Origin of the sequence: Sphingopyxis bauzanensis (assembly GCF_002205675.1) — a bacterium.
Lineage (GTDB): Bacteria > Pseudomonadota > Alphaproteobacteria > Sphingomonadales > Sphingomonadaceae > Sphingopyxis > Sphingopyxis bauzanensis.
Genome location: NZ_NISK01000003.1, coordinates 450,519 through 472,803, shown reverse-complemented (window position 1 = coordinate 472,803; position 22,285 = coordinate 450,519). Strand labels below are relative to the sequence as shown.

Annotated in this window: 18 protein-coding genes; 5 read left to right on the top strand and 13 right to left on the bottom strand. The window is 64.3% G+C overall.

Annotated features, from left to right (window positions below; all coding sequences use genetic code 11):
• On the top strand, positions 1 to 1,641 hold the full coding sequence (locus CDQ92_RS13730) for an alpha-amylase family glycosyl hydrolase (RefSeq protein WP_088441924.1): 1,641 nt from the start codon (positions 1 to 3) through the stop codon (positions 1,639 to 1,641).
• Positions 1,641 to 3,683: a glycoside hydrolase family 97 protein gene (locus CDQ92_RS13725; protein WP_088441923.1), complete on the top strand. Its 2,043-nt coding sequence runs from the start codon at positions 1,641 to 1,643 to the stop codon at positions 3,681 to 3,683. The genes CDQ92_RS13730 and CDQ92_RS13725 overlap by 1 nt, the downstream gene beginning before the upstream one ends.
• 433 nt (positions 3,684 to 4,116) lie before the next feature.
• On the opposite strand, the gene CDQ92_RS13720 is transcribed toward CDQ92_RS13725, so the two are convergent.
• Positions 4,117 to 5,307 (bottom strand): IS91 family transposase, encoded by a 1,191-nt coding sequence (locus CDQ92_RS13720; protein ID WP_088441922.1) that lies wholly within the window; start codon positions 5,305 to 5,307, stop codon positions 4,117 to 4,119.
• Positions 5,308 to 5,312: 5 nt separating this feature from the next.
• The gene (locus CDQ92_RS13715; RefSeq protein WP_088441921.1) at positions 5,313 to 6,221 is read right to left on the bottom strand and encodes a tyrosine-type recombinase/integrase; all 909 of its coding nucleotides are present in this window, start codon (positions 6,219 to 6,221) and stop codon (positions 5,313 to 5,315) included.
• A 171-nt stretch (positions 6,222 to 6,392) separates the two neighbouring features.
• On the opposite strand from CDQ92_RS13715, the gene CDQ92_RS13710 reads away from it, so the two are divergent.
• Complete coding sequence (locus tag CDQ92_RS13710) at positions 6,393 to 7,463, top strand: Fic family protein (RefSeq protein ID WP_088441920.1); 1,071 nt, start codon at positions 6,393 to 6,395, stop codon at positions 7,461 to 7,463.
• Between the two features lie 522 nt (positions 7,464 to 7,985).
• Here the strand turns inward: CDQ92_RS13710 and CDQ92_RS13700 are convergent.
• From CDQ92_RS13700 to CDQ92_RS13675, 6 genes are all read right to left on the bottom strand, one after another.
• Positions 7,986 to 9,149, bottom strand: coding sequence for an acyl-CoA dehydrogenase family protein (locus tag CDQ92_RS13700; protein WP_088441919.1), 1,164 nt, complete (start codon positions 9,147 to 9,149; stop codon positions 7,986 to 7,988).
• 19 nt (positions 9,150 to 9,168) lie between these two features.
• On the bottom strand, positions 9,169 to 10,218 hold the full coding sequence (locus tag CDQ92_RS13695; protein WP_088442255.1) for an aspartyl/asparaginyl beta-hydroxylase domain-containing protein: 1,050 nt from the start codon (positions 10,216 to 10,218) through the stop codon (positions 9,169 to 9,171).
• Positions 10,219 to 10,271: 53 nt separating this feature from the next.
• Complete coding sequence (locus CDQ92_RS13690) at positions 10,272 to 11,180, bottom strand: DUF4349 domain-containing protein (RefSeq protein WP_158213844.1); 909 nt, start codon at positions 11,178 to 11,180, stop codon at positions 10,272 to 10,274.
• 74 nt (positions 11,181 to 11,254) lie between these two features.
• Positions 11,255 to 13,567, bottom strand: a complete 2,313-nt coding sequence (locus CDQ92_RS13685; RefSeq protein ID WP_229667113.1) for an ATP-dependent helicase — start codon at positions 13,565 to 13,567, stop codon at positions 11,255 to 11,257.
• 54 nt (positions 13,568 to 13,621) lie between these two features.
• The gene (rsmD, locus tag CDQ92_RS13680) at positions 13,622 to 14,164 is read right to left on the bottom strand and encodes a 16S rRNA (guanine(966)-N(2))-methyltransferase RsmD (RefSeq protein WP_088441917.1); all 543 of its coding nucleotides are present in this window, start codon (positions 14,162 to 14,164) and stop codon (positions 13,622 to 13,624) included.
• Between the two features lie 4 nt (positions 14,165 to 14,168).
• Positions 14,169 to 15,032, bottom strand: coding sequence for a pseudouridine synthase (locus tag CDQ92_RS13675; protein WP_088441916.1), 864 nt, complete (start codon positions 15,030 to 15,032; stop codon positions 14,169 to 14,171).
• A gap of 154 nt (positions 15,033 to 15,186) precedes the next feature.
• Here CDQ92_RS13675 and CDQ92_RS13670 point away from each other — a divergent pair, with 154 nt between their 5' ends.
• Positions 15,187 to 15,624 carry a response regulator gene (locus CDQ92_RS13670; protein ID WP_088441915.1) on the top strand — a complete coding sequence of 146 codons (438 nt, stop codon included), beginning with the start codon at positions 15,187 to 15,189 and terminating at the stop codon, positions 15,622 to 15,624.
• A 104-nt stretch (positions 15,625 to 15,728) separates the two neighbouring features.
• A complete protein-coding gene (locus tag CDQ92_RS13665; RefSeq protein ID WP_144035784.1) occupies positions 15,729 to 17,285 on the top strand; it encodes an AmpG family muropeptide MFS transporter in 1,557 nt (518 codons plus the stop codon).
• On the opposite strand, the gene CDQ92_RS13660 is transcribed toward CDQ92_RS13665, so the two are convergent.
• From CDQ92_RS13660 to CDQ92_RS13640, 5 genes are all read right to left on the bottom strand, one after another.
• Entirely contained in the window at positions 17,282 to 18,622 is a 1,341-nt protein-coding gene (locus tag CDQ92_RS13660) for a bifunctional folylpolyglutamate synthase/dihydrofolate synthase (protein ID WP_088441914.1), read from the bottom strand. The genes CDQ92_RS13665 and CDQ92_RS13660 overlap by 4 nt on opposite strands.
• A 150-nt stretch (positions 18,623 to 18,772) precedes the next feature.
• A complete protein-coding gene (accD, locus tag CDQ92_RS13655; protein WP_088441913.1) occupies positions 18,773 to 19,624 on the bottom strand; it encodes an acetyl-CoA carboxylase, carboxyltransferase subunit beta in 852 nt (283 codons plus the stop codon).
• Positions 19,621 to 20,412, bottom strand: coding sequence for a tryptophan synthase subunit alpha (gene trpA / locus CDQ92_RS13650; protein WP_088441912.1), 792 nt, complete (start codon positions 20,410 to 20,412; stop codon positions 19,621 to 19,623). Before trpA ends, accD begins: the two co-directional genes overlap by 4 nt.
• Positions 20,409 to 21,641 carry a tryptophan synthase subunit beta gene (trpB, locus tag CDQ92_RS13645; RefSeq protein WP_088441911.1) on the bottom strand — a complete coding sequence of 411 codons (1,233 nt, stop codon included), beginning with the start codon at positions 21,639 to 21,641 and terminating at the stop codon, positions 20,409 to 20,411. The genes trpA and trpB overlap by 4 nt, the downstream gene beginning before the upstream one ends.
• The gene (locus CDQ92_RS13640; protein WP_088441910.1) at positions 21,638 to 22,267 is read right to left on the bottom strand and encodes a phosphoribosylanthranilate isomerase; all 630 of its coding nucleotides are present in this window, start codon (positions 22,265 to 22,267) and stop codon (positions 21,638 to 21,640) included. The genes trpB and CDQ92_RS13640 overlap by 4 nt, the downstream gene beginning before the upstream one ends.
• Between the last annotated feature and the right edge of the window lie 18 nt (positions 22,268 to 22,285).

The window sequence follows — 22,285 nt, the reverse complement described above, 5'->3', positions numbered from 1 at the left end:
ATGACCCAGCCCCTCGTCCAGAATGCCAGCTTGCCCGCCGCCGTAGAGGCGCCGTGGTGGAAGGGCGCGGCGATCTACCAGATCTACCCGCGCAGCTTCGCCGATTCGAACGGCGACGGGATCGGAGACCTCGCCGGCATCACCGCGCGGCTCGATTATGTCGCCTCGCTCGGTGTCGACGCGATCTGGCTGTCGCCCTTCTACCCCTCGCCGATGGACGATTTCGGCTACGACATCGCCGATTATGAGGGCATCGACCCGATCTTCGGCACGCTCGCCGATTTCGACGCGCTCGTCGCGCGCGCGCATGCGCTCGGGCTCAAGGTCACGACCGACCTCGTCTTCGCGCACACGTCGGATCAACATGCATGGTTCGCCGAAAGCCGCGCCAGCAAGGAAAATGACAAGGCCGACTGGTATGTCTGGGCCGATGCGAAGCCCGACGGGTCGCCGCCGACCAATTGGCAGTCGGTGTTCGGCGGCCCGGCGTGGACATGGGACGCGCGGCGCGGCCAATATTATATGCACAATTTCCTGGGCTCGCAGCCGCAGCTCAACGTCCACAACCCGGAGGTGCAGGACGCGCTGCTCGGCGTCGTGCGTTTCTGGCTCGACCGCGGCGTCGACGGCTTTCGCATCGATGCGATCAACTTCTCGATGCACGATCCCGAACTGCGCGACAACCCGCCCGCCCCGCCGTCGAACAAGGTCCGTACCCGGCCGTTCGATTTCCAGCAGAAAATCCATAACCAGTCGCATCCCGACATCCCGCTCTTCCTCGAACGCATCCGCGCGCTGACCGATCAATATCCGGGCAGCTTCACCGTCGCCGAGGTCGGCGGCGACGATGCGGTACGCGAGATGAAGCTGTTCACTGCGGGCGAAGGCCGCCTCAACAGCGCCTATGGCTTCGACTTCCTCTATGCCGACCGGCTGACGCCGCAACTGGTGCGCGAGGCGGCCGAACAATGGCCCGATGCGCCGGGGCTCGGCTGGCCGAGCTGGGCGTTCGAGAATCACGACGCGCCGCGCGCGGTGTCGCGCTGGACCCCCGAAGGCGTCGACCCGGCGGCCTATGCGCGGATGAAGATGGCGCTGCTCTGCGCGCTGCGCGGCAATATCATCCTCTACAATGGCGAAGAACTCGGGCTCGACCAGGTCGAGATCCCGTTCGAGCTGGTGAAGGACCCCGAGGCGCTCAAGAACTGGCCGCTGACGCTGTCGCGCGACGGTGCGCGCACCCCGCTGCCCTGGGTGGCGGGCGAAACGAATGCAGGTTTTTCAAGCGCCGATCCGTGGCTGCCGCTGGGCTCCGCGCACGGTGCGCTCGCGGTCGACCGGCAACAGGCCGATCCCGCTTCGCTGCTCAACCTCACGCGCCATCTGGTTGCGCAGCGCGCCGCGCACCCGGCGCTGCGGCTCGGCCGCGACGCGCGCTGGATCGCCGAGGGCGACCTGCTCGGTTTCGATCGGATCGCGGACGGCGAGCATATCCGCTGCCTCTTCAATCTCGGCGGCGCGACGATCGATATCGCTGACCATGGGAAGGGCGGCGCGCCCGTCGCTGCGCTCAACGGCGCCGATCCGGCGCATCTGCCGCCGTGCGGCGCTCTCTGGCTGAAACTCGAAGGAACAAATTGATGCATAGCCTGTTCGCCGCCCTCCCGCTGCTCGCCATGGCAGCGGCGCCCGCCTTTGCGCAGGACGCACGGCCCGAGCAGACGGCATCGTCGCCGGACGGCGGCATCGTGCTGACGGTTTCGACCGACAATGACCAGCGGCCGACATGGTCGCTGTCGCGCAGGGGCAAGCTGCTGATCGCGCCGTCGAAGCTGGGTTTTATCCTCGCCGACCGCATCGGGCTGCAACGCGGCTTTGCGATCGAAAGCGTCGAGCGCGCCAGCGGCGACACGCGCTGGGAACAGCCATGGGGCGAGCGCCGCTTCGTGCGCGACCGGCACAATGAACTGCTCGTCCGCTTCCGCCAGAACGAGAGCTGGGGCGGCCATGCGATGAACGTCCGCTTCCGCCTGTTCGACGACGGCATCGGCTTCCGCTACGAACTGCCCGAGCAGGCGGGGCTCAAGACCGCGAAGATCGTCGACGAAATCACCGAATTCGACATCGCGCCCAAGGGCACCGCGTGGTGGATCACCGGTGGCGAGTGGAACCGCTACGAGCAAATCTACCAAAAAACGCCGATCGATGCGGTCGCGACCGCGCACACGCCGATCACGATGCGCCTCGACGACGGGACGCATCTGGCGTTCCACGAAGCGGCGCTCGTCGACTATGCCGGCATTTGGTTCAAGCGCGCCGAGGGACAGAAGTTCCGCGCCACGCTGTCGCCATCCTCGAAGGGCGCGCGCGTCGTGCGCGACCTGCCGTTCGCGACGCCGTGGCGGACGATCCGGATCGCCGACAGCGCTGCGGGGCTGGTCGAAAGCGACCTCGAACTCAACCTCAACGAACCGAACAAGCTGGGCGACGTTAGCTGGTTCAAGCCGATGAAATATATCGGCATCTGGTGGGGGATGATCCGCGGCGACTGGAGCTGGGCCGAGGGGCCCAAGCATGGCGCAACGACCGAGCGGACGAAGCAATATATCGACTTCGCAGCGAAACACGGCTTCGGCGGCGTGCTCGTCGAGGGCTGGAACAAGGGCTGGAACGGCAATTGGTTCGGTCATGGCGACGAGTTCAGCTTTACCGAAGCAACACCAGACTTCGACTTGAAGGCGGTCACCGACTATGCGCGCAAAAAGGGCGTCCAGCTGATCGGCCATCATGAAACCGGCGGCAATATTGCGGTCTATGAAGAGCAGCTCGACGACGCGATGAAGCTCTATGGGCAGCTCGGCGTCGGCACGGTCAAGACCGGCTATGTCGCCGATGCCGGCGGGGTCATTGCGCCCGGCGCCACGCCCGGGACCACTGCGATGGAATGGCACGACGGCCAGCGCCAGGTGCAGCATCATCTGAAAGTCGTCGAAACCGCGGCAAAATATCACGTCGCGGTCAATCCGCACGAACCGATCAAGGATACGGGCCTCCGCCGCACCTATCCCAATTGGGTTGCGCGCGAAGGCGCGCGGGGCATGGAGTATAACGCCTGGGGGGCCTTCGCAAACGGCCCGGACCATGAGCCGACTCTCGTTTATACGCGGATGCTGTCGGGGCCGATGGACTTCACGCCGGGCGTGCTGAGCCTCGAGGGCGCGAACAAGGCGCCGCTCGCCTCGACGCTCGCAAAGCAGCTCGGGCTATATCTCGCCATCTATTCGCCGATCCAGATGGCCGCCGATTTCATCGAGAATCTGGAAGCGCATCCGCGTGAGCTGGAGTTCATAAAGCAGGTTCCGGCCGATTGGTCCGAAAGCCGCCTGATCGCGGGCGAGGTCGGCGATTATGCGATCTTCGCGCGCAAGGATCGCAGCAGCGCCGACTGGTATGTCGGCGGGGTCAACAATGCGACCGAACGCACGCTGACGCTGAGCTTCGATTTCCTCGAGCCGGGAAAAGCCTATACCGCAACGATCTATAAGGATGGCGATGGCGCCACCTATCTGACCGACGCGCGGCACCGCATCGCCCATGAAACGATCCGGGTGAAGAAGGGCAATAGCTACAAGCTCTGGCTCGCACCTGGCGGGGGGGCCGCGATGCGGCTTTCACCAGGCTGATGCAGCACCTCGCAGAGCCGCCGATACTCTAAATCTTCTAGTCGCGACCTACGTCTATCGGCCGAGGCGGTAGATTTGCGCCCCAGCGTCCGCTTCAATCACTATCCGTCCTGAAAGCAGCCGGTCTTCAAACGTTTAGGGTTTCGGACGCCGTCAGGCGTCGGAAAGTCTTCGATGCCCGAACCGCGGGGGTCATCGACCGAGAGCTATGGGGAAAGCGGTTTTGAGCGTGGCCTGGGGCTGACGGATGCTGCCCAAAATCGGACGCATCTGAGAGCTGACCGTCTGGATTGAGGTCGCAAAAGCGGACGCCGAAAAGCGGACATGCCGATTTTAGTGTGGGGATGTCCGCTTATGGGCAGCACCGCCGCAAGCGGGTCCGCTTCCAGGTGCGGGTCTGCCCTGGATCGTGTCTGCGTCAGGCCGTGCCGGGTCACGGCGCCTGTGTCCCGGATGAGAGTGAGGGCGGTGGCGGCGCTCGGGGTTGATAGCGACGTTCGAAGACCTCGATGATCACCATGGTGCCGCCGCAGCACGGGCACAGCGGCTGAGCTTCGAGCTCGGCGGGCGGATCGTCGGCCGGCGCGGGGGCGACATCGAGCAGACCTCGGGCGCGTTCGAGATGATCCTTGCGCCTGGCGCTGGCGAGCAGGCCATAGTGGCGGATGCGGTGGAATCCGCGGGGCAGGGCGTGGAGGAGGAAGCGGCGAATGAACTCGTCGGCGGCGAGGGTCATGACCTGCTGCCGCGCGGTGCCGGCCTCGCGGTAGTTTTTATAGCGGAAGGTGACGCCGTCCGCATCGAAGCGGAGGAGGCGGCTGTTCGATATCGCAACCCGGTGGGTGTAGCGCGACAGATAGGCGAGCACCGCTTCGGGCCCGGCGAACGGCGGCTTGGCATAGACCACCCAGCGCTTCTTGCTGACGGGAGAGAGGTGCCGCAGGAAAGCGCGTCGTTCGCCAAGCTGCGTGAGGCTGCCGAAGAAAGCGAGCTTGCCGTCATCGTGCAGCGCGCGCAGCCGGGACAGGAACAAGCGGCGGAAGAGCGCGCCGAGCACGCGCACGGGGAGCAGGAAGGCGGGGCGTGCGGATATCCAGCGCGTTCCATCGCGCGATATGCCGCCGCCTGGCACGATCATGTGGATGTGGGGATGATGGGTGAGGGCGGATCCCCAGGTGTGAAGAACGGCGGTGATGCCGATCCGGGCGCCGAGGTGCTTAGGGTCGGCGGCGATGGTCAGCATCGTATCGGCCGCCGCCTTGAACAAGAGGTCATAGACCAGCGCCTTGTTGGTGAAGGCGATCGCGGCGACCTCGGCAGGGAGGGTGAAGACGACGTGGAAATAGCCGACCGGGAGCAGGTCGGCCTCGCGGGCCTCGAGCCAAGTGCGTGCGGCGGCGCCCTGGCACCTGGGACAGTGCCGGTTGCGGCAACTGTTGTGGGCGATCCGCCAATGCCCGCAGTCGGTGCAGGCTTCGACGTGGCCACCGAGCGCGGCGGTGCGGCAATGTTCGATCGCCGACATGATCTTGAGCTGATGCAGGCTCAGATGCCCGGCATGCGCGGTGCGATACGCGGGTCCTGCAGCACGGAAGATGTCGGCGACCTCGAGCGAGGTGCGCATCAGCCTCAGCCGTCGGGGGGCGCCTCGATGGGCGATGCCAGCGCGAGCCGGTCGAGCGGGCTGGTCACCTTGCGCGTCGTCTTCGTTGCGACCTGCAAGTAAAAGGCGGTGGTATTGAGGTTGGCGTGTCCGAGCAGCGCCTGGATGACGCGGATGTTGACGCCGTCCTCGAGCAGGTGGGTGGCAAAGCTGTGGCGCAAGGTGTGCGGCCCGACGCGCTTGTCGATATCGGCCGCCTCAGCCGCCTCGACGACGACGCGGTGGAGCTGGCGGGTGCTGATCGGGGCCGAGGCACTCTGCCCCGGGAAGAGCCAGCCCTCAGGAAGCAGCACGCCCTGCTGTCGTCCGGCGCGCCACCAGTCGCGCAGTAGCAGCAGCAAGCCTTCGGGCAGCATGGCGTTGCGGTCGCGTCCGCCTTTACCGCGCTCGACACGCAGCAGCATGCGCTTGCTGTCGATATTGCTGACCTTGAGCGCTGAGACCTCGGCGACGCGCAGCCCGGCGCCGTACGCAACCGACAGGGCAGCCTGGTGCTTGAGGCAGCGCGTGGCATCGAGCAGCCGCTTCACCTCGGCCATGGTCAGGACGACGGGGATCTTGCGAACCTGCTTGGCGCGGATCAGCTTGCGCGCGAGATCGGGGCGGTCGAGCGTCTCGGTGAAGAAGAAGCGGAGCGCACTGACGATGCTGTTCATCGTCGGCACCGGAACGCCCGCTTGCTGCTGATCGATCTGGAACTGGCGGACCTCCTCCGCACTCGCGGTGTGCGGCGAGCGCCCGAGCCAGGTCGCGAACCGTCCGACGTCGCGCAGATAATTACGCTGCGTCTCCGGCCCGAACCGCCGCATCGCCATGTCGTCGAGCAGGCGCTGGCGTAGCGGGCTGATCGGGCCAATCTGGATAAGCTCATTCATCGTTCGACTCCTCAGTTGAAGGAGTCGAAATGCTCTGCCTATGGCAGCCGACGTTCAATCACATGCGGCGCTCGCTGGACGGCTTTACGTCGATGACAGCGCCAATCCGCGATAGCGGTTCGTGCAACGGGTGTCCGACTGGCATCGACAGCGCGCGCCTATCTTGAGAATATGCGACTTTCGCGCGCGCGAGGTGGGCGAGCACAACGTACTCTGCCACGCGAAGATGTCGAAAAACGGCTCGACGCGCAACTACGCCGACAGGATGCGGCCGCCATCAACCGCATTCGCGACGATGCGCGCAGGATCGCGCCCGAGCTTGGCTATGACGCCGAATTCGCTGAACTCGACGGCCTGATCGGCTCGTTGCTCGGCACGCGTGAAGCGAAGCTGGAGAGCGAGGTCGGCAAGGCGCGCAACACCGGCGAGCCTTATGATCCGAACCGTCTGCAGCTGTTCGAAACCCTGATGTTTGCGCTGCGGGACAGCATCGCCGAGCGACGTGAAGCGCCGCCCCGCAGTGCCGACGCCAATGCAACGCTCGCCTTTTTTGAGGCCTATTTCTCCAACTTCATCGAAGGTACCGAATTCACCGTCGATGAGGCGGCCGAGATTGTGTTCGAAGGTGTTATTCCGGCCGAACGGGCGGCCGATGCACATGATGTGCTCGGGACCTTCCGGCTCGTCTCGGACATCGACCATCTAAAGCAGCTCCCGGCAAGTTACGCCGAATTCCGCCAGCTGCTGCGGCACCGGCACGCGATGGTGATGGAAGCGCGGCCCGACAAGGGCCCCGGGGCGTTCAAGGCCGAGCCTAACCAGGCCGGAATGGCGGTCTTTGTAGCACCCGATCTCGTGGAAGGAACATTGGAACGCGGCTATCATCTCTCCCAGGCGCTCGGTGACCCATTGCATCGCGCGATCTATATCATGGCGCTGGTCAGTGAGGTTCACCCCTTTGCCGACGGCAATGGCCGGATTGCGCGGATTATGATGAATGCCGAATTGGTCGCGGCGGGCGAAGAACGGATCATCATTCCGACGGCTTATCGAACCGATTATCTCACCGCTCTCAAGGCCTTCACGCACAACGCGCGGATGGAACTGGTAATCCGCATGCTGTCAGTCGCGCAGGGTTATACGAGCCGAATCGATTGGTCATCGATCGATATTGCGCGGGCGAATTTGGCGGCAACGAATGCTTTCGATGAGGGCGAGCTTGCGAAGCTCAAGCTCGCCTGATCGACGTTAGCAAATAGGACAACCGGTTCGCGCCGAAATAAGGCATGCCCAACTCCGCCAGGAGCAACGTGCCGGCGCCGCCGGCGTCGGAACGCGCTTCATCGTCGATTTCGAGGCAGGAAAGCCGACGCTCCAAATTGAAAAGTACTGCGCGTCCTGCACGGAATATCGGTCTGGCTCAACGGGCGCACGGATGGAATGTCTGGATGACACATCATCTGACCGTTTATTGGGAAACGCGCCGGATACCAGCGGCGACGGATGGCGCATGAGTTGAGCGCTGTCTAGCGAGGAGACGGCCCGCGTCGCGGCCTTCCTGCGTTTTGACGAAAAGCGTCTCGCCGAGCGGGAAGCGGCTTGCTGTGCTGATGGCCTCGGCGACCGGCTCGAGAGCAGGCGGTTTTGGGTTTTCCCGGCTTTCTCTGTCCCATGATGTGCCGGATTGTGCCGTTTCACTGCAACCGAACTGCAGAGGTCAGGGGTTCGATTCCCCTCGGCGCCACCAGCGACCCTCCCGAGCCTTCAGCTCTCGTAGTCACGGATCATGTTCTTGGCGATCACTAGCTGCTGGATCTGCGTCGTTCCTTCATAAATCCGGTAAATGCGGCAGTCGCGATAGAAGCGTTCGGCGAGATATTCCTTGAGATACCCCGCGCCGCCATGGATTTGCACGACCCGGTCGGCGACGCGGCCGCACATTTCGCTGGCGAACATCTTGGTCGCGGCCGCCTCAACAAGGATTTTTTCGCCCCGGTCGGCGCGCGCGCAGGCGTCATTCAGCATACAGTCGGCGGCGTAGATTTCGGCCTTGCTATCGGCGAGCATCGCCTGGATCAGCTGGAAATTGGCAATCGGTTCGCCAAACGCCTTGCGTTCCATTGCATATTTCAACCCTGCATCGAGCATCCGCTTGGCATAACCGACGCTGGCGGCAGCGACCGACAGGCGGCCATTGTCGAGGCTCTGCATCGCGGCGCGGAAGCCGATGCCTTCTTCGCCGCCGAGCAGCGCATCGCCGTCAACATGGACATCTTCGAGAATGACGTCGGCGATCTGCGATCCCGCCTGACCCATTTTGCCGTCGGGTTTGCCGATCGAAACGCCGGGTGCATCGCGCGGAACCAGAAAGGCGCTGACATGCGCGTTCTTCGGCAGTGCCTCGGCATTGGTGCGCGCCATCACAAGGATCATGTCGGCGAAGGGGGCGTTGGTGATGTAACGCTTGGTGCCGTTGAGCACATAGCCGTTGCCGTCACGCACCGCGCGGGTCTTCATCGCCGCGCTGTCGGATCCGCTGTCGGGTTCGGTCAGGCCAAAGGCGGCGATACTGCCCATCGCCAGCTTGGGCAGCCAATGTTCCTTTTGCGCCGCAGTGCCGAAACCAAGAAGCGATTTGCACACCATGCCGATATTGATCGAAACTATCGAACGATAGGCAGGTGAGGCGTAGGCGATCTCGCGGATGAACCCGACATATTGGCTGATATTCATGCCCGCGCCGCCATATTGTTCGGGCATGGTGACCCCGAACAGCCCCATCTCGCGCATTTCGGCAAGGATATCGTCGGGAACGCGGCCGAGTTCTTCGAGCTGGTCCTCCGCCGGGATCAGCCGCTCGCGGACATAGCGGTGAAGTTGCTCCATAAAGGCATCGTAGATGTCGGCGTCCATTCCCGGATTGGTCATTGTCACTCTGTCCCTTGGTCTATTGTTCCGAGTAGGTGTCGATCGCCGAGAAAATGCGCGTCAATTGTTCGCGTTCGTCGGTGTCAATGTCGGGGCGCCATATTTCGAACAGAAGGATGGTGCGGTCACTGGTACCGCGGTTCCAGGCCTCATGTTCGAAACTGTCGTCGAAAATCAGCAATTCGCCCTCGACCCAGCTTCGCGTTTCCGCGCCGACGCGCAGCCCGCAGCCGTTCGGAACCAGGAGTGGCAGGTGACAGATCAACCGGGTATTGAGCATGCCGTGGTGCGGCTGGATATGGGTGCCGGGGGTCAGTCGCGAAAAAAGGGCGAGCGGCGCACGGCCCGGAATGATGGGCTGCGGCGCGTGACTGAGCGCAGCAAGGGCGGCGGGGCAAAGCAAGTCCATGCCTTCGGCGATCTGACCGTCTTTCCATAGCCAGGCAGCGCCCCAGTCGGGTTTATCGAGCAGCGGATTATTGGGTGGCGGGCGATTTGCTGCTGCGGTGACATAGGGACCGAACCGATCCGATGCGGTGTCGTTCAAGGCCAGCAGCTCGGCGCGAATGGCGTCGGTGGCCGCTTCGATTGCAGCTACCCAGTCAAACATCTCGCGATCAAAGAACGGGCGCTGAACTAGACCGGGAAAATAGAACATGCTCGGTTCTTGCAGATAGACCTGCTGTTCACCTGTGAGCAGGCGCAGCGCTTCGGCAATGCGCGGCGTGGCCGTGCGCGCGTCGACGCCCGCGCTGCGGAGCTGGCCGAGCAGATGATCGGCAAATGCGCGCTCCGATGCCATGAGAAATTGTTCTGCGCGTCTAAGGCCGGGGTGAAGTGACACCGGGACGTTGCCCGACTGGGTCGCGGTACCCAGCGCGAGGCGATAAAAGGACGCGGCTGCGCGATTGTCCAGCAGGCGACGCTGGAGTTCGGCCATAGCAAGCACGGCGGCGATGTTTCCACGATCGGACTGGATCGCGGCGGACAGCGCCGCCGTCTCGGCAGCGACATCGCCGCGGCGTTCGGCGTCGCGCGCCTGCTCCAGCCATATCGGTTGCTGCGTCATGGTCCACGCCATAACGCAGCAACCGACCTTTGCAAACGGCACGCCGTTTGGGCTCAGCTGGTCGGCGGGATCGCCGGGTCATTCGCCTTTTGCGAGCTTCGCAATTGCAGGCGAACGGCGGTCACTAACCGGCTGCGCCAAAAGGCGACGATCAGCGCGAGCAGGATGCCCCACGGCAGGATCGCGGCGCCAAGCGTCAGGACAAAGGTCAGCGCAGTGCTGCCGCTGCGCATCAGCGTTTCACGGGCGTTTGCGAACAGATTTTCGTGTCCGATGCCGGGAAGGCCGCCGTTGCTGACATAATTGAATGCGACGCTGGTCCACGCGATCCGCGCCTCGCCCGCGCCGCGGGTCTGGCGTTCTCCGCTGAGCCCCCCGCGAAGCTGGCCGATCTGCGCCAGCAGTTCGGCGCGTTCGCGTTTGTCGAGCCCGCCCGAATTTAGTCGTGCCTCCAGCCGGGCGATCTCGGCCTTGGATCCGGCGCTGCGCTGCTGCGAAGCGAGGATTTCGGTGCCGACGTCTTCACCGGCCACGCTGGCGTCGGCGAGCACGCCTTCTGCCTTTTCGACGCTGGCGATTGCATTGGCGCCGAACCTGCGGGCGATGCCGGGTTCAAGCTTAAATTGGGTTTGCGCCTCGACGAGCTTTTCATCGCTCAGCTGATAACGGACATCGACGATGCGGCAGCGCTGGTTGCCCAGCGTTTCGCAGGCGGCGGCGTGTTCCTCCTGTACACGGGCGATCTGCTTGTCGACGAGGCGGAATGTATAGGCATAGTCGAAAGCAACGCCGGGGGCCGCCTCAATGCCGATGCGCGGGGCCGCGGCGGCATCGGCGCTTTCTTCGGCGACCGCGGGGGCTTCGGTGTCGGCGGCAGTGGTCGTGCTTGCGTCTTCGGACGATTGTTCCGAACAGCCGACCAGGGCAAGCGCCATCACGCCCGCTAAGAGCTTCATTTTCATTGAAGATTCTCCCAAAACGCGACTCGAAGGCCGCGCGGGAAGGCATATCATAACTGTTCTGGTTGACAATAGGCTCAAGCGAGCTGGACGAAACTGTCCAATACGCGCTTGGTCCCGGCCTGTTCGAACGCGACCTCCAGCTTGTTACCGTCGATGTCGGCGATCTCGCCATAGCCGAATTTTTCGTGGAACACGCGCATGCCTATCGCCAGGTCGGCGCGTGGCTTGGCGCCGACCGCCGCCGCCGAACCCTTCTCGCTCGGGGCAGGAGCGCGGGTGATGGTCGACGATTGCGCAGTCGCGCGCTGCCACGCCGGCCCGCGCGTCATGATCCGCGACGGCTGGCGTTCGGCGACATGCGCAAAGGGATCGCCCTGCGCCGACCAGTTGGCGCGCCACAGGCTTTGCCCGCCGCCAAAGCTGTTTTCGCTATCGACATGCTCGGGCGGGATTTCGGCGATGAAGCGGCTGGGGATGCTGCTCATCCACTGGCCATAAATGCGGCGGTTGGCGGCGTGATAGATGCTGGCGCGCACACGGGCGCGGGTGATCGCGACATAGGCGAGGCGGCGTTCTTCCTCGAGGCTGGCGGTGCCGCCTTCGTCCATCGACCGCTGCGAGGGGAACACGCCATCCTCCCAGCCCGCGAGGAAGACATGGTCGAATTCGAGGCCTTTGGCGGCGTGGATTGTCATGATGGTGACGGTTTCGGTGTCGTCATTCTGGTCGCGGTCCATGACCAGGCTGACATGCTCGAGAAAGGCTTCGAGCGAGTCATACTCCTCCATCGCGCGGACGAGCTCGGACAGGTTTTCAAGCCGTCCTGCGGCTTCGACGCTGCGGTCGACTTGCAGCATCGCGGTATAGCCCGACTCGTCCAAGATCAGCTGGGTCAACTCGGGGTGTGAAAGATTGCCCGCCTTATCCTGCCAGCCGCGCATGAGCGCGACGAAGTTAACCAACTGGCGGCGGGCTTGCGGGGTGAGCTCGTCGGTTTCGGTGATGCGCGCCGCGGCGCGGAGCAAAGGCGTCTGCTCGTGGCGTGCAAACTGGTGGATGCGCGCGAGCGCCTTGTCGCCGAGGCCGCGTTTGGGCGTGTTGATGATGCGCTCGAACGCCAGGTCATCGGCGGGCGACTGAACGAGGCGGAGGTAGGCGAGCGCGTCGCGGATTTCGGCGCGTTCGTAGAAGCGGTAGCCGCCGACGATGCGATACGGCATGCCGATCGCGATGAAGCGGTCTTCGAACTCGCGGGTCTGGAACTGCGCACGGACGAGAATCGCGGCGCGGTCGAGGCTGACTTTGCGAACCTGAAGCGTTTCGAGTTCTTCGCCGATCCGCCGCGCTTCCTCGGGGCCGTCCCACACCCCGACGACGCGCAGCTTGTCGCCGGGTTCGAGATCGGTCCACAGCGTCTTGCCCAGACGGCCACTGTTCTGCGCGATCAGCGCCGAAGCCGCGGCAAGGATCTGCGGGGTAGAGCGGTAATTTTGTTCGAGGCGGATGACGGTCGCGCCGGGAAAATCCTTTTCGAAGCGCAGGATGTTCGCAACCTCGGCGCCGCGCCAGCTATAGATCGACTGATCGTCATCGCCGACGCAGCAGATATTCTTGCGCTGCTGCGCGAGGAGGCGGAGCCAGAGATATTGGCTGGCATTGGTATCCTGATATTCGTCGACAAGGATATATTTGAAGCGCTCCTGATATTGCTCCAGCACATCGCGGTGGTTTTTGAGGATCACCAGCATGTGGAGCAGCAGGTCGCCAAAATCGCAGGCGTTTAGCGTCTTCAGCCGCGCCTGATAGAGCGCATAGAAATGCTGGCCTTTGCCGTCGGCGTAGGCTTCCTTGTCGGCGGCATCGAGATCGGCGGGGACGAGGCCGCGGTTCTTCCATTTGTCGATCAGCCCCGCCAGCTGGCGCGCGGGCCAGCGCTTTTCGTCGAGGCCGTCGGCCTGGATCAGCTGTTTCAGGACGCGGAGCTGGTCGTCGGTGTCAAGGATGGTGAAATTGCTTTGCAAGCCGACGAGTTCGGCGTGGCGGCGCAGCATCTTGGCGGCGATGCTGTGAAAGGTGCCGAGCCACGCCATCCCCTCGACCGCGTCGCCCATCATGCGCCCGATGCGTTCGCGCATTTCGCGCGCCGCCTTGTTGGTAAAGGTGACCGCGAGGATTTCGGACGGCCAGGCCCGCCGCGTCGCGATGATGTGGCCGAGCCGGGCGGTGAGCGCCGCAGTCTTACCGGTCCCGGCGCCCGCGAGCATCAGCACCGGACCTTCAGTGGTCAGCACCGCCTGCCGCTGCGGCCGGTTCAATCCTTGCAGATAGGGCGGATCCGACGGGTCGGGCGGGGGCAGGTCGGGCAAGGATGCAGGGGGTAGGGTCACGCGCGAACGATTAGGGAACAGCGGCGGCGCTGTCCAGCTTGGCGCGGTGGATCGTTACGCGAGACGCAGCAGTGTCAGCCGTGCCTTACCGACCTTGCGATCAGCGTCGATGGCAAAGCCTGCCACCTCCACCGTTTCGCCGTGACCGGTTTCGACCGACACCCAGCTGTCGGGGCCGATCCAGCCGAGCCGGTGCAGTTTGTCGAGCGCGACGCTGGCGGCGCCGGTGCCATAGGGCGGATCGAGCATCAGCAGGTCATAGGCGCGCGGCGCCGGACCGAGACCAAGTACCGACCCGGCGCGGACATCGGCGCGCGGGGCCGCACCCAGGCTGGACAGATTGCCCCGCAGCACGTCGAGCGCGTCGCGGTCCTGCTCGGCGAACAGGCAGGTGGCGGCGCCGCGCGACAGCGCTTCGATGCCGAGCGCGCCCGATCCCGCGAAAAGGTCCGCGACGACCAGCCCTTCGAAACTACCCAGGCGGCTGGTCAGCATCGAGAACAAGGTCTCGCGGGTCCGATCCGCGGTCGGGCGCGTCGCGTCGCCCTTGGGCGCCAACAGCTTGCGACCGCGCCATTCGCCTGAAATCACGCGCATCGGATCAGCCCATATGCCGACGGAATTTGAACAATTCGTCGCGCGGCACGACGTCGACCGCGCTCATCGGCAATCCGTCGAGTTCGAACGCGCCGTAGCGGGTGCGGATCAGGCGGCTGACCTGTAGCCCAAAATGTTCGAGCACCTTGCGGACTTCGCGGTTCTTGCCCTCGGTCAGCGTCATTTCCACCCACTGGTTGCGCCCGGTGCGACGTTCCAGATTGGCGTCGATCTTGCCATAGCGGACGCCGTCGATCTCGATCCCCATTGCGAGTTCTTCGAGCTGTTCCTGGCTGATGTCGCCAAAGGCGCGGGCGCGATAGGTGCGCTCGACCCCGCTGGCGGGCAGTTCGAGCTGGCGCTTGAATTCGCCGTCGTTGGTGAGCAGCAGCAGACCCTCGGTATTATAGTCGAGGCGGCCGACGGGCATCAGTCGCGGCAGATCCTTGGGCAACACGTCGTAAATCGTCTTGCGCCCCTTGGGATCGCGCGCCGCGGTGATGCACCCGGCGGGCTTGTGAAAGCGGTAGAGGCGAGTCGAGACCGGCTTGGCAACTGGATTGCCATCGACGGTGAGACCTTCGAGCGAGGTTAGCAATGGCGCGGGTTGGACGACGACGACGCCGTTGAGCGCAATGCGGCCTTCCTCAACCATCCGCTCGACGTCGCGCCGCGAGCCGACTCCGGCGCGCGCGAGCAGCTTGGCAATCCGCTGGGGGCCATCCTCGTCACGCTCCGCGTCGGTCGGCTTGGCTTTGAGCGCCGAGGCGACACCGCGCGCGGCACGGCGGCCTTTCGGGGCGTCGCGGTCGCCGGCGGGCTTGGGCGCTGTCCGCGGCGCGGCGCGGGGAGGTCGGCGGGTGGTCATGGGAACGGGTACGGCTTTCTTGTCGTTATGCGGGCAATAGTGTTGCCCTGTGGCCACGCTCATAGCCGGAAACGTGTCGCTTCGTCGATGGGAAGCGGAAGCAATCTTGCACGACGGCTTTGAGCGCGTCATGGCGCGATTAAAGGGAGACAATATGCTCTTCGCGTCCCGCCCGTCCTGCATCAAGCGGTTGCTGATCATCGAGGATGATCCGCTGATCGCGTTCGACAATGAGCGGACGCTGAAACACAGCGGGTATGACATTGTCGCGACGGTCGATTCGGGCGAGGCCGCGGTGCCGATCATTGCTGATCAGCAGATCGACGCCGTGGTGCTGGATCTGGGACTCGCCGGGCATATGACGGGCCGCGAAGTGGCGCGGCTAGCGCGTGATCGCGGCATTGCGGTGCTGCTGGTCACGGGTCGCTGTCCCGAGGACGCCGCGGATATTGCCGTCGCATGTCTTGCCAAGCCGCACAGCGCATCGGCGCTGGTTGCGGCGCTGCGCGCGGTCGAAACGATGACCTGCAAGAACAAGGCGCCGCGCAAGGTCAGCGGGCTGTTGACCTATTGGCGACCCGAAGCCGCCTGAGCACGGCGAACCGATAAATCGCTGCTTCCAATTTGCCCGCGACGCTATAGGCCAATCGGTCAGCGTGATGGCATCCCGGAACGAGGATGCGGGGGAGCCTGTGCATGTCGATTGATCTGATCCGGTTTTTGATTTTTGTCGCGGTCCTGGTCGGGTTGGTGATCGTCGCCCTGTCGGTTCCCGCGTTTCGCCCCTATCTGCGCAAGAACCCGATGGTGACCTTCCTGCTCGGCATTTCGAGCGGGTTTCCGCTGACCTTGCTGATCGCGACGATGACCTTCTGGCTGGCGAAGGTCGGGATCGACACCGCAACGATCGGCTTCGCGGTTGCGCTCGGCATTCCCTATACGCTCAAATTCCTGTGGGCGCCGCTGGTCGACAAACTGCCGATCCCGTTTCTGACCAGCCGATTCGGGCAAAGGCGCGGCTGGCTGTTCTTTGTCCAAGCGCTGCTGTTCGTGACGATCTGGCAATTGGGTGCCAGCAATCCGCAGCCCGGTGACATCGGCCAGTTTGCGATCTGGGCGCTGATCACCGCCTTTCTGTCGGCGACGCAGGATATCGTTATCGATGCCTATCGCATCGAGATTTTGGAGGACGACGAGTTCGCGCATGGCATCGCGACCAATCAGTTCGGCTATCGCACCGGCAATCTGATCGCGGGCGCCGGGACGATCTATTTTGCGTCGAACGAAGGGCTCGGGCTGGGCTGGGCGACCGCTTATGCGCTGACGGGGTTCTGCATCGTTCCCGCAATCATCGGCGCGCTGTGGGCGGGGCCGGGCAAGTTTGTCGACCGTTTCGCGCAGGCATCGGGCATGAAGGCGGGGCAATGGCTGACCGAAGCCGTGGTCAATCCGTTCCGCGAATTTTTGAGCCGCCACGGCGCCTTCCTGATTCTCGGTTTCGTGCTGGTGTACAAGGTTGGCGATGCGATGGGGCAGGCGATGCTGGGGCCGATGATCGTCGATCTGGGCTTTGCCGATCTCGACTATATTTCGGCGAACAAGCTGTGGGGCTTTGGCGCGCTGATCGTCGGCTCGGCGCTCGGCGCGCCGTTCCTGCTGTGGCTGGGGATGGGCCGCGCTCTGGTCATTTCGGGGCTGATGATGATGTTTTCGAACGTCATGTTCATGATCCTGGCCGCCAGCGGAAACAATTACTGGATGATGGTCGCCGCGATCGTGACCGAAAATGTGACGAGCGGCATCGGCCTGACCGTGTTCGCGACCTATTTGTCAGGGCTGTCGAACATCGCCTACACCGCCACACAATTTGCGCTGCTGTCGTCCTTCGCCGGGGTCGGGCGCACGTTCATGGCGGGACCAGCGGGTATCGTCGCGGAGAATTTCGGCTGGGTGATCTTCTGGGGCTTCACCGTCGTCGCGGCGATCCCCGGTATGCTGCTGTTATGGCTGCTGTGGAGCAAGGGCTATGTCGTCGAAGGCGTGCGGCAGGCCGAGGTGGTCGATGACAAGAAGCTGCGGCAGCCGGTTGGGGCGATGCGGATAACCGGGTTCATGCTGATCGTTGCGGGGTTGGTCGGGGTGTTGTTGTCGCAGCAGCTAGAGCTGGCCAGCTATGTGATGCTGTCGTCGCTGGTTGCGGTCGTGGTGGGCAGCATCATGGCCTGGACCGGCAAGCCTGCGCAGGCAGTTTAGTCGGGCAGCTCGTCGTTGCGGCGCAGGACATCACCGGCGAGGTAAAGCGAACCGCAGATGAGGACGTCGGCGGCGGGGCGGTGTGCGCCAATATGCGCCAGCGCCGCCGCTACGTCGTCACACGGCTGCGCGTCGGCGAGGCCCAGCTCGCTTTGGACCCAATGGCACAGGTCTTTGGGATCATGATGCTCATGCCCCGGGATCGGCACTGCCTGAAACGACGCGATCTTGTCGGCAAAGGGACGCAGGAAACCCATCGCGTCCTTGTTCTTGAGCAGCCCGCAGACGATGTGCAGCGGCGACTGGTCGGCCAGCGCCATCGCCAGCGCCGCACCCGCATCGGGGTTATGCCCCCCGTCGAGCCAGATGGTGGTGCTGTCGCTGAGCAGTCCTTTCAGCGGCCCTTGGCCGAGCCGCTGCATGCGCCCGGGCCAGAAGGCCGCGGCGATGCCTCTCGCGATGTCGTCATCGGTGGGTTGCGGATCAGGGGTACTGCGCAACATGGCAATTGCGAGACCCGCGTTGCGCATCTGATGCGCGCCCGCCATGCGCGAATGAAGGGTCGGTGCAATCGAACCACGATTTGATTGCCAACGGAAGCCGTCGGCTTCGGGGGTGACAGTCCAGCCGTCTCTTTCCGAAATTAGAGTGCCGCCGACCGCGGCAGCCCGGTCTTGGACCAGCTTCATCACATGATCGGGATAGGCGAGCGTTGCCAGCGCCGCGCCGGGTTTGAAAATGCCGGTCTTTTCCCAGGCGATGCGTTCGATCGCCTCGGCTGGCACGCCTTCCTCGGGGGCGAGTAGAAACGCCTCATGATCGATGCCGAGCGATGCGATGCCGCACACTGCGGGGGCGGGGATGATGTTGGTGGCGTCGAGACGTCCACCGAGGCCAACCTCGATGATGCAATCGTCGGCGGGGATGCGCGCGAAAGCCAGGAAGGCGGCAGCGGTGGTGACTTCGAAGAAGCTGGCTTGCAGGTCGGTAGCGACATCGAGCACTTCTTCGAGCAGCGCCGCAAGCAGCGCGTCGTCGATCAGTGTCCCGGCGAGGCGAATGCGTTCGTTGAAGCGGACGAGGTGCGGGCTGGTGTAGCTGTGGACGCGGCGCTCCTGCGCCTCGAGGATGGCGCGGAGGTAGGCGCAGGTCGAGCCTTTGCCGTTGGTGCCGGCGACGTGGAAAGTGCGTGGGAGGTTGTTTTGGGGGTCGCCGAGGCGGGCGCAGAGTTCGGCTATGCGCTCGAGACCCAAGATGTCGCGGCCCGGCGATAGCGCGGCGAGGCGATCGAGCTGCGTTTGCACCGCGGGGTCGGAGGAGTGGGCGTGGTCGGGCATCTGATCCTCCCCTCCCTGTCACGGAGGGGCTGGGGGTGGGTGCGCGGCGAAGCCGCGCTGCAACGTCGCGGAGTGATTTCATCGTTCGGGGCATCGAGCCCCAAACGCCGAGACCCACCCCTAACCCCTCCCTTGCAGGGAGAGGAAACCTTACGCCGCCTTCTCCGGCGCCAGATAGCCGATCAACCGCCCCAGCGTTTCGGGCAAATCCTTGCGGTGCACCACCATGTCGATCATCCCGTGATCGAGCAGATATTCGGCGCGCTGGAAGCCTTCGGGTAGTTTTTCGCGGATCGTGTTTTCAATGACGCGCTGGCCCGCGAAACCGATCAGCGCCTTGGGTTCGCTGATCTGGACATCGCCCAGCATCGCATAGCTGGCGGTCACGCCGCCGGTCGTCGGGTCGGTGAGCAGCACGATGTATGGCAGACCAGCGCGGCGCAGGCGGGCCAAGGCCACGGTCGCACGCGGCATCTGCATCAGCGACAGCGTGCCTTCCTGCATCCGCGCCCCGCCCGCGGCGGTGATCGCGATATAGGGACAGCCGCGCTTGATCGCCTGTTCGACCCCGGCGACAAAGGCCTCGCCGACTGCGACCCCCATCGATCCGCCCATGAAGGCGAAATCCTGAACACCGACGACGGCGGCCTGACTGGCAATGCGACCGAACGAATTCTGATAGGCATCACGATCGCCGGTCTGAGCGCGTGCCGCCTTGATGCGGTCGACATATTTTTTGGTGTCGCGGAATTTCAGCGGATCTTCGGGTGCGGCTGGGGCGGGCAGGATTTCGTGTTGGCCGCCGTCGAACAGCTGGGCGAAGCGTTCGGTCGCGCCGATGCGGTCGTGGTGATCACAGCGCGGGCAGACGTTGAGATTATCTTCCCATTCCTTGACGAACACCATCTGCTGGCACTGGCGGCATTTGTGCCACAGATTGTCGGCGGTATCGCGCTTGGCCGTGAAAGGCAGGGCGTTACGGACGCGGTCGAGCCAGCTCATGCGGCGATCTCCTTTGCGCCTTGGATAGCAGCGGCGAGGCTGCGGGTGAAGGTTTCGATATGGCGTGGCGCGTCGGCGCCATGCTGCGCGACGAGTTCGACCAGCGCCGAACCGACGACCACGCCGTCGGCGACCCTGGCGATCTGCGCCGCCTGCTCAGGCGTGCGGACACCGAAGCCGACTGCGATGGGCAGATCGGTCTGGGTCCGCAGGCGCGCGACGGCTTCTTCAATGCTCGCTTGCGCCGCCTGTTGCAGCCCGGTGATCCCGGCGACGCTGACATAATAGAGGAAACCGCCCGCGCCATCGAGCACCGCAGGAAGGCGCGCGGCGTCGGTGGTCGGGGTTGCAAGGCGGATCTGATCGACCCCGGCGGCGCGCAGCTCGGAGCCAAGGCTGTCGTCTTCTTCGAACGGAATGTCGACGCAGATGATACCGTCGACGCCGGCCTCCTTGCACGCGGCCGCGAACCAGTCGGCGCCGCGCCGGGTCATCGGATTGGCATAGCCCATCAAGACGAGCGGAACGTCGGGGTGGCGGGTGCGAAAGCCCTTGGCGATGGTGAGGATGTCGGCGGTGGTCGTTCCGGCGGCAAAGCTGCGCAGGTTGGCCGCCTGTATGGCCGGGCCGTCGGCCATCGGATCGGTAAATGGCATGCCGAGTTCGATGACATCGGCGCCCCCCGCGATGAGGGCGTCGAGAATAGCGGCGGTGTCGCCGTCACCCGCGGTGACGAAGGTGACGAGCGCGGGGTGGGGCTTGGCGAAGGCGGCGGCGAAGCGGGTCATATCTGCGTCCCCAGCGCCTCGGCGACCGTAAAGATGTCCTTGTCGCCGCGGCCGCACAGATTGACGATGATGATCGCGTCACGGTCCATTTCCAGCGCGACTTTGGTCACCGCGGCGATCGCGTGCGCAGGTTCGAGCGCCGGGATTATCCCCTCGGTGCGGCAGAGCAACTGGAAGGCGTCGAGCGCTTCCTTGTCGGTCGCGCTGGTATATTCCACGCGACCGACGTCGCGCAGCCACGCATGTTCTGGGCCGATGCCTGGATAATCGAGGCCCGCGCTGATCGAATGGGCTTCGTCGATCTGGCCGTCCTCGTTCTGCAGCAGGTAGGTGCGGTTGCCGTGGAGTATGCCGGGCGCGCCGCCCGCGAGGCTGGCAGCATGTTCCTTGTCGAGGCCATGGCCTGCGGCTTCGACGCCGAGCATGCTCACCGACGGGTCGTCGAGGAAGGGGTGGAACAGCCCGATTGCGTTCGACCCGCCGCCGATCGCAGCGACGAGCAGGTCGGGCAGACGCCCGGTGCGGTCGAGCAATTGCGCGCGTGCTTCCTTGCCGATTACGCTCTGAAAATCGCGGACAAGCTCGGGATAGGGGTGCGGTCCGGCGGCAGTACCGATGATGTAAAAAGTATCGTGTACATTGGCGACCCAATCGCGCAGCGCCTCGTTCATCGCATCCTTCAGCGTCCGCGCACCGCTTTCGACCCCAATTACTTCGGCGCCGAGCAGCTTCATGCGGAACACGTTCGGCTGCTGCCGTTCCATGTCGCGCGCGCCCATATAGATGACGCACGGCAGGCCAAAGCGGGCGCATACGGTCGCGGTGGCGACGCCGTGTTGACCGGCGCCAGTCTCGGCGATGATTCGCGTCTTGCCCATGCGGCGCGCAAGCAGGATCTGGCCGATGCAATTGTTGATCTTGTGCGCGCCGGTGTGGTTGAGCTCGTCGCGCTTGAACCAGATTTGTGCGCCCTTGCCCGCAGGGGCGTCATTGCGCAGTTCCTCGGTCAGCCGTTCGGCATAATAGAGCGGGCTGGGTCGCCCGACATAGTGGGTGAGCAGATCGTCGAATTCGGCGGCGAAGGCAGGGTCGCTCTGCGCGGCGCGATATTCGCGTTCGAGGTCGAGGACGAGCGGCATCAGCGTTTCGGCGACAAAGCGTCCGCCAAAAATCCCGAAATGGCCGCGCTCGTCGGGCTGGCTGCGAAAGCTGTTGGGCTGGGTGCTCATGACCGGGCCGCTTTAAGGAAAGCGGCGATCTTGTCCACATCCTTCACGCCCGGGGCGCTTTCGACGCCCGACGAGACATCGACCAGCGGCGCGCCAGTCGCGGCGATCGCTTCGGCGACATTGGCGGGGGTCAGGCCGCCCGCGACGCCCCAGTCCATTGTGTGACGATGGTTTTTAAGCAGCGACCAGTCGAAACGCGTGCCAGTACCGCCGGGGAGCGCGGCTGCGGGGGCGTCGAACAGGATGCGGTCGGCCGCCCCTTGATATTTCTGGATCCGCTCCAGCGTTCCGGCATCCTTCAGTCCGACGGCCTTCCAGACCTGCGCGGGTGCGATCCGCTTGACCACGGCGAGCCATTCGGGGCTTTCGTTGCCATGAAACTGGATGATGTCGGGACGCACCGCCGCCAGCGCTTCGCCGGTTAGTTGCTGTGACGCATTGACCAGCAACAACGCGACCTGGACATGGCGCCCGGCGCGTCTGCGCAGCTCGGCGGCGGTCTTCAGGTCGATGTGGCGCGGACTCGGCTCGTAATGGACGAGGCCAATGTGTGTCGCTCCATGCTCGATGGCGGCGTCGATAGTTTCGGGGGTGGACAGGCCGCAGATTTTGACGAGGAGGGACATGGTATGGTCTCAAGCTAT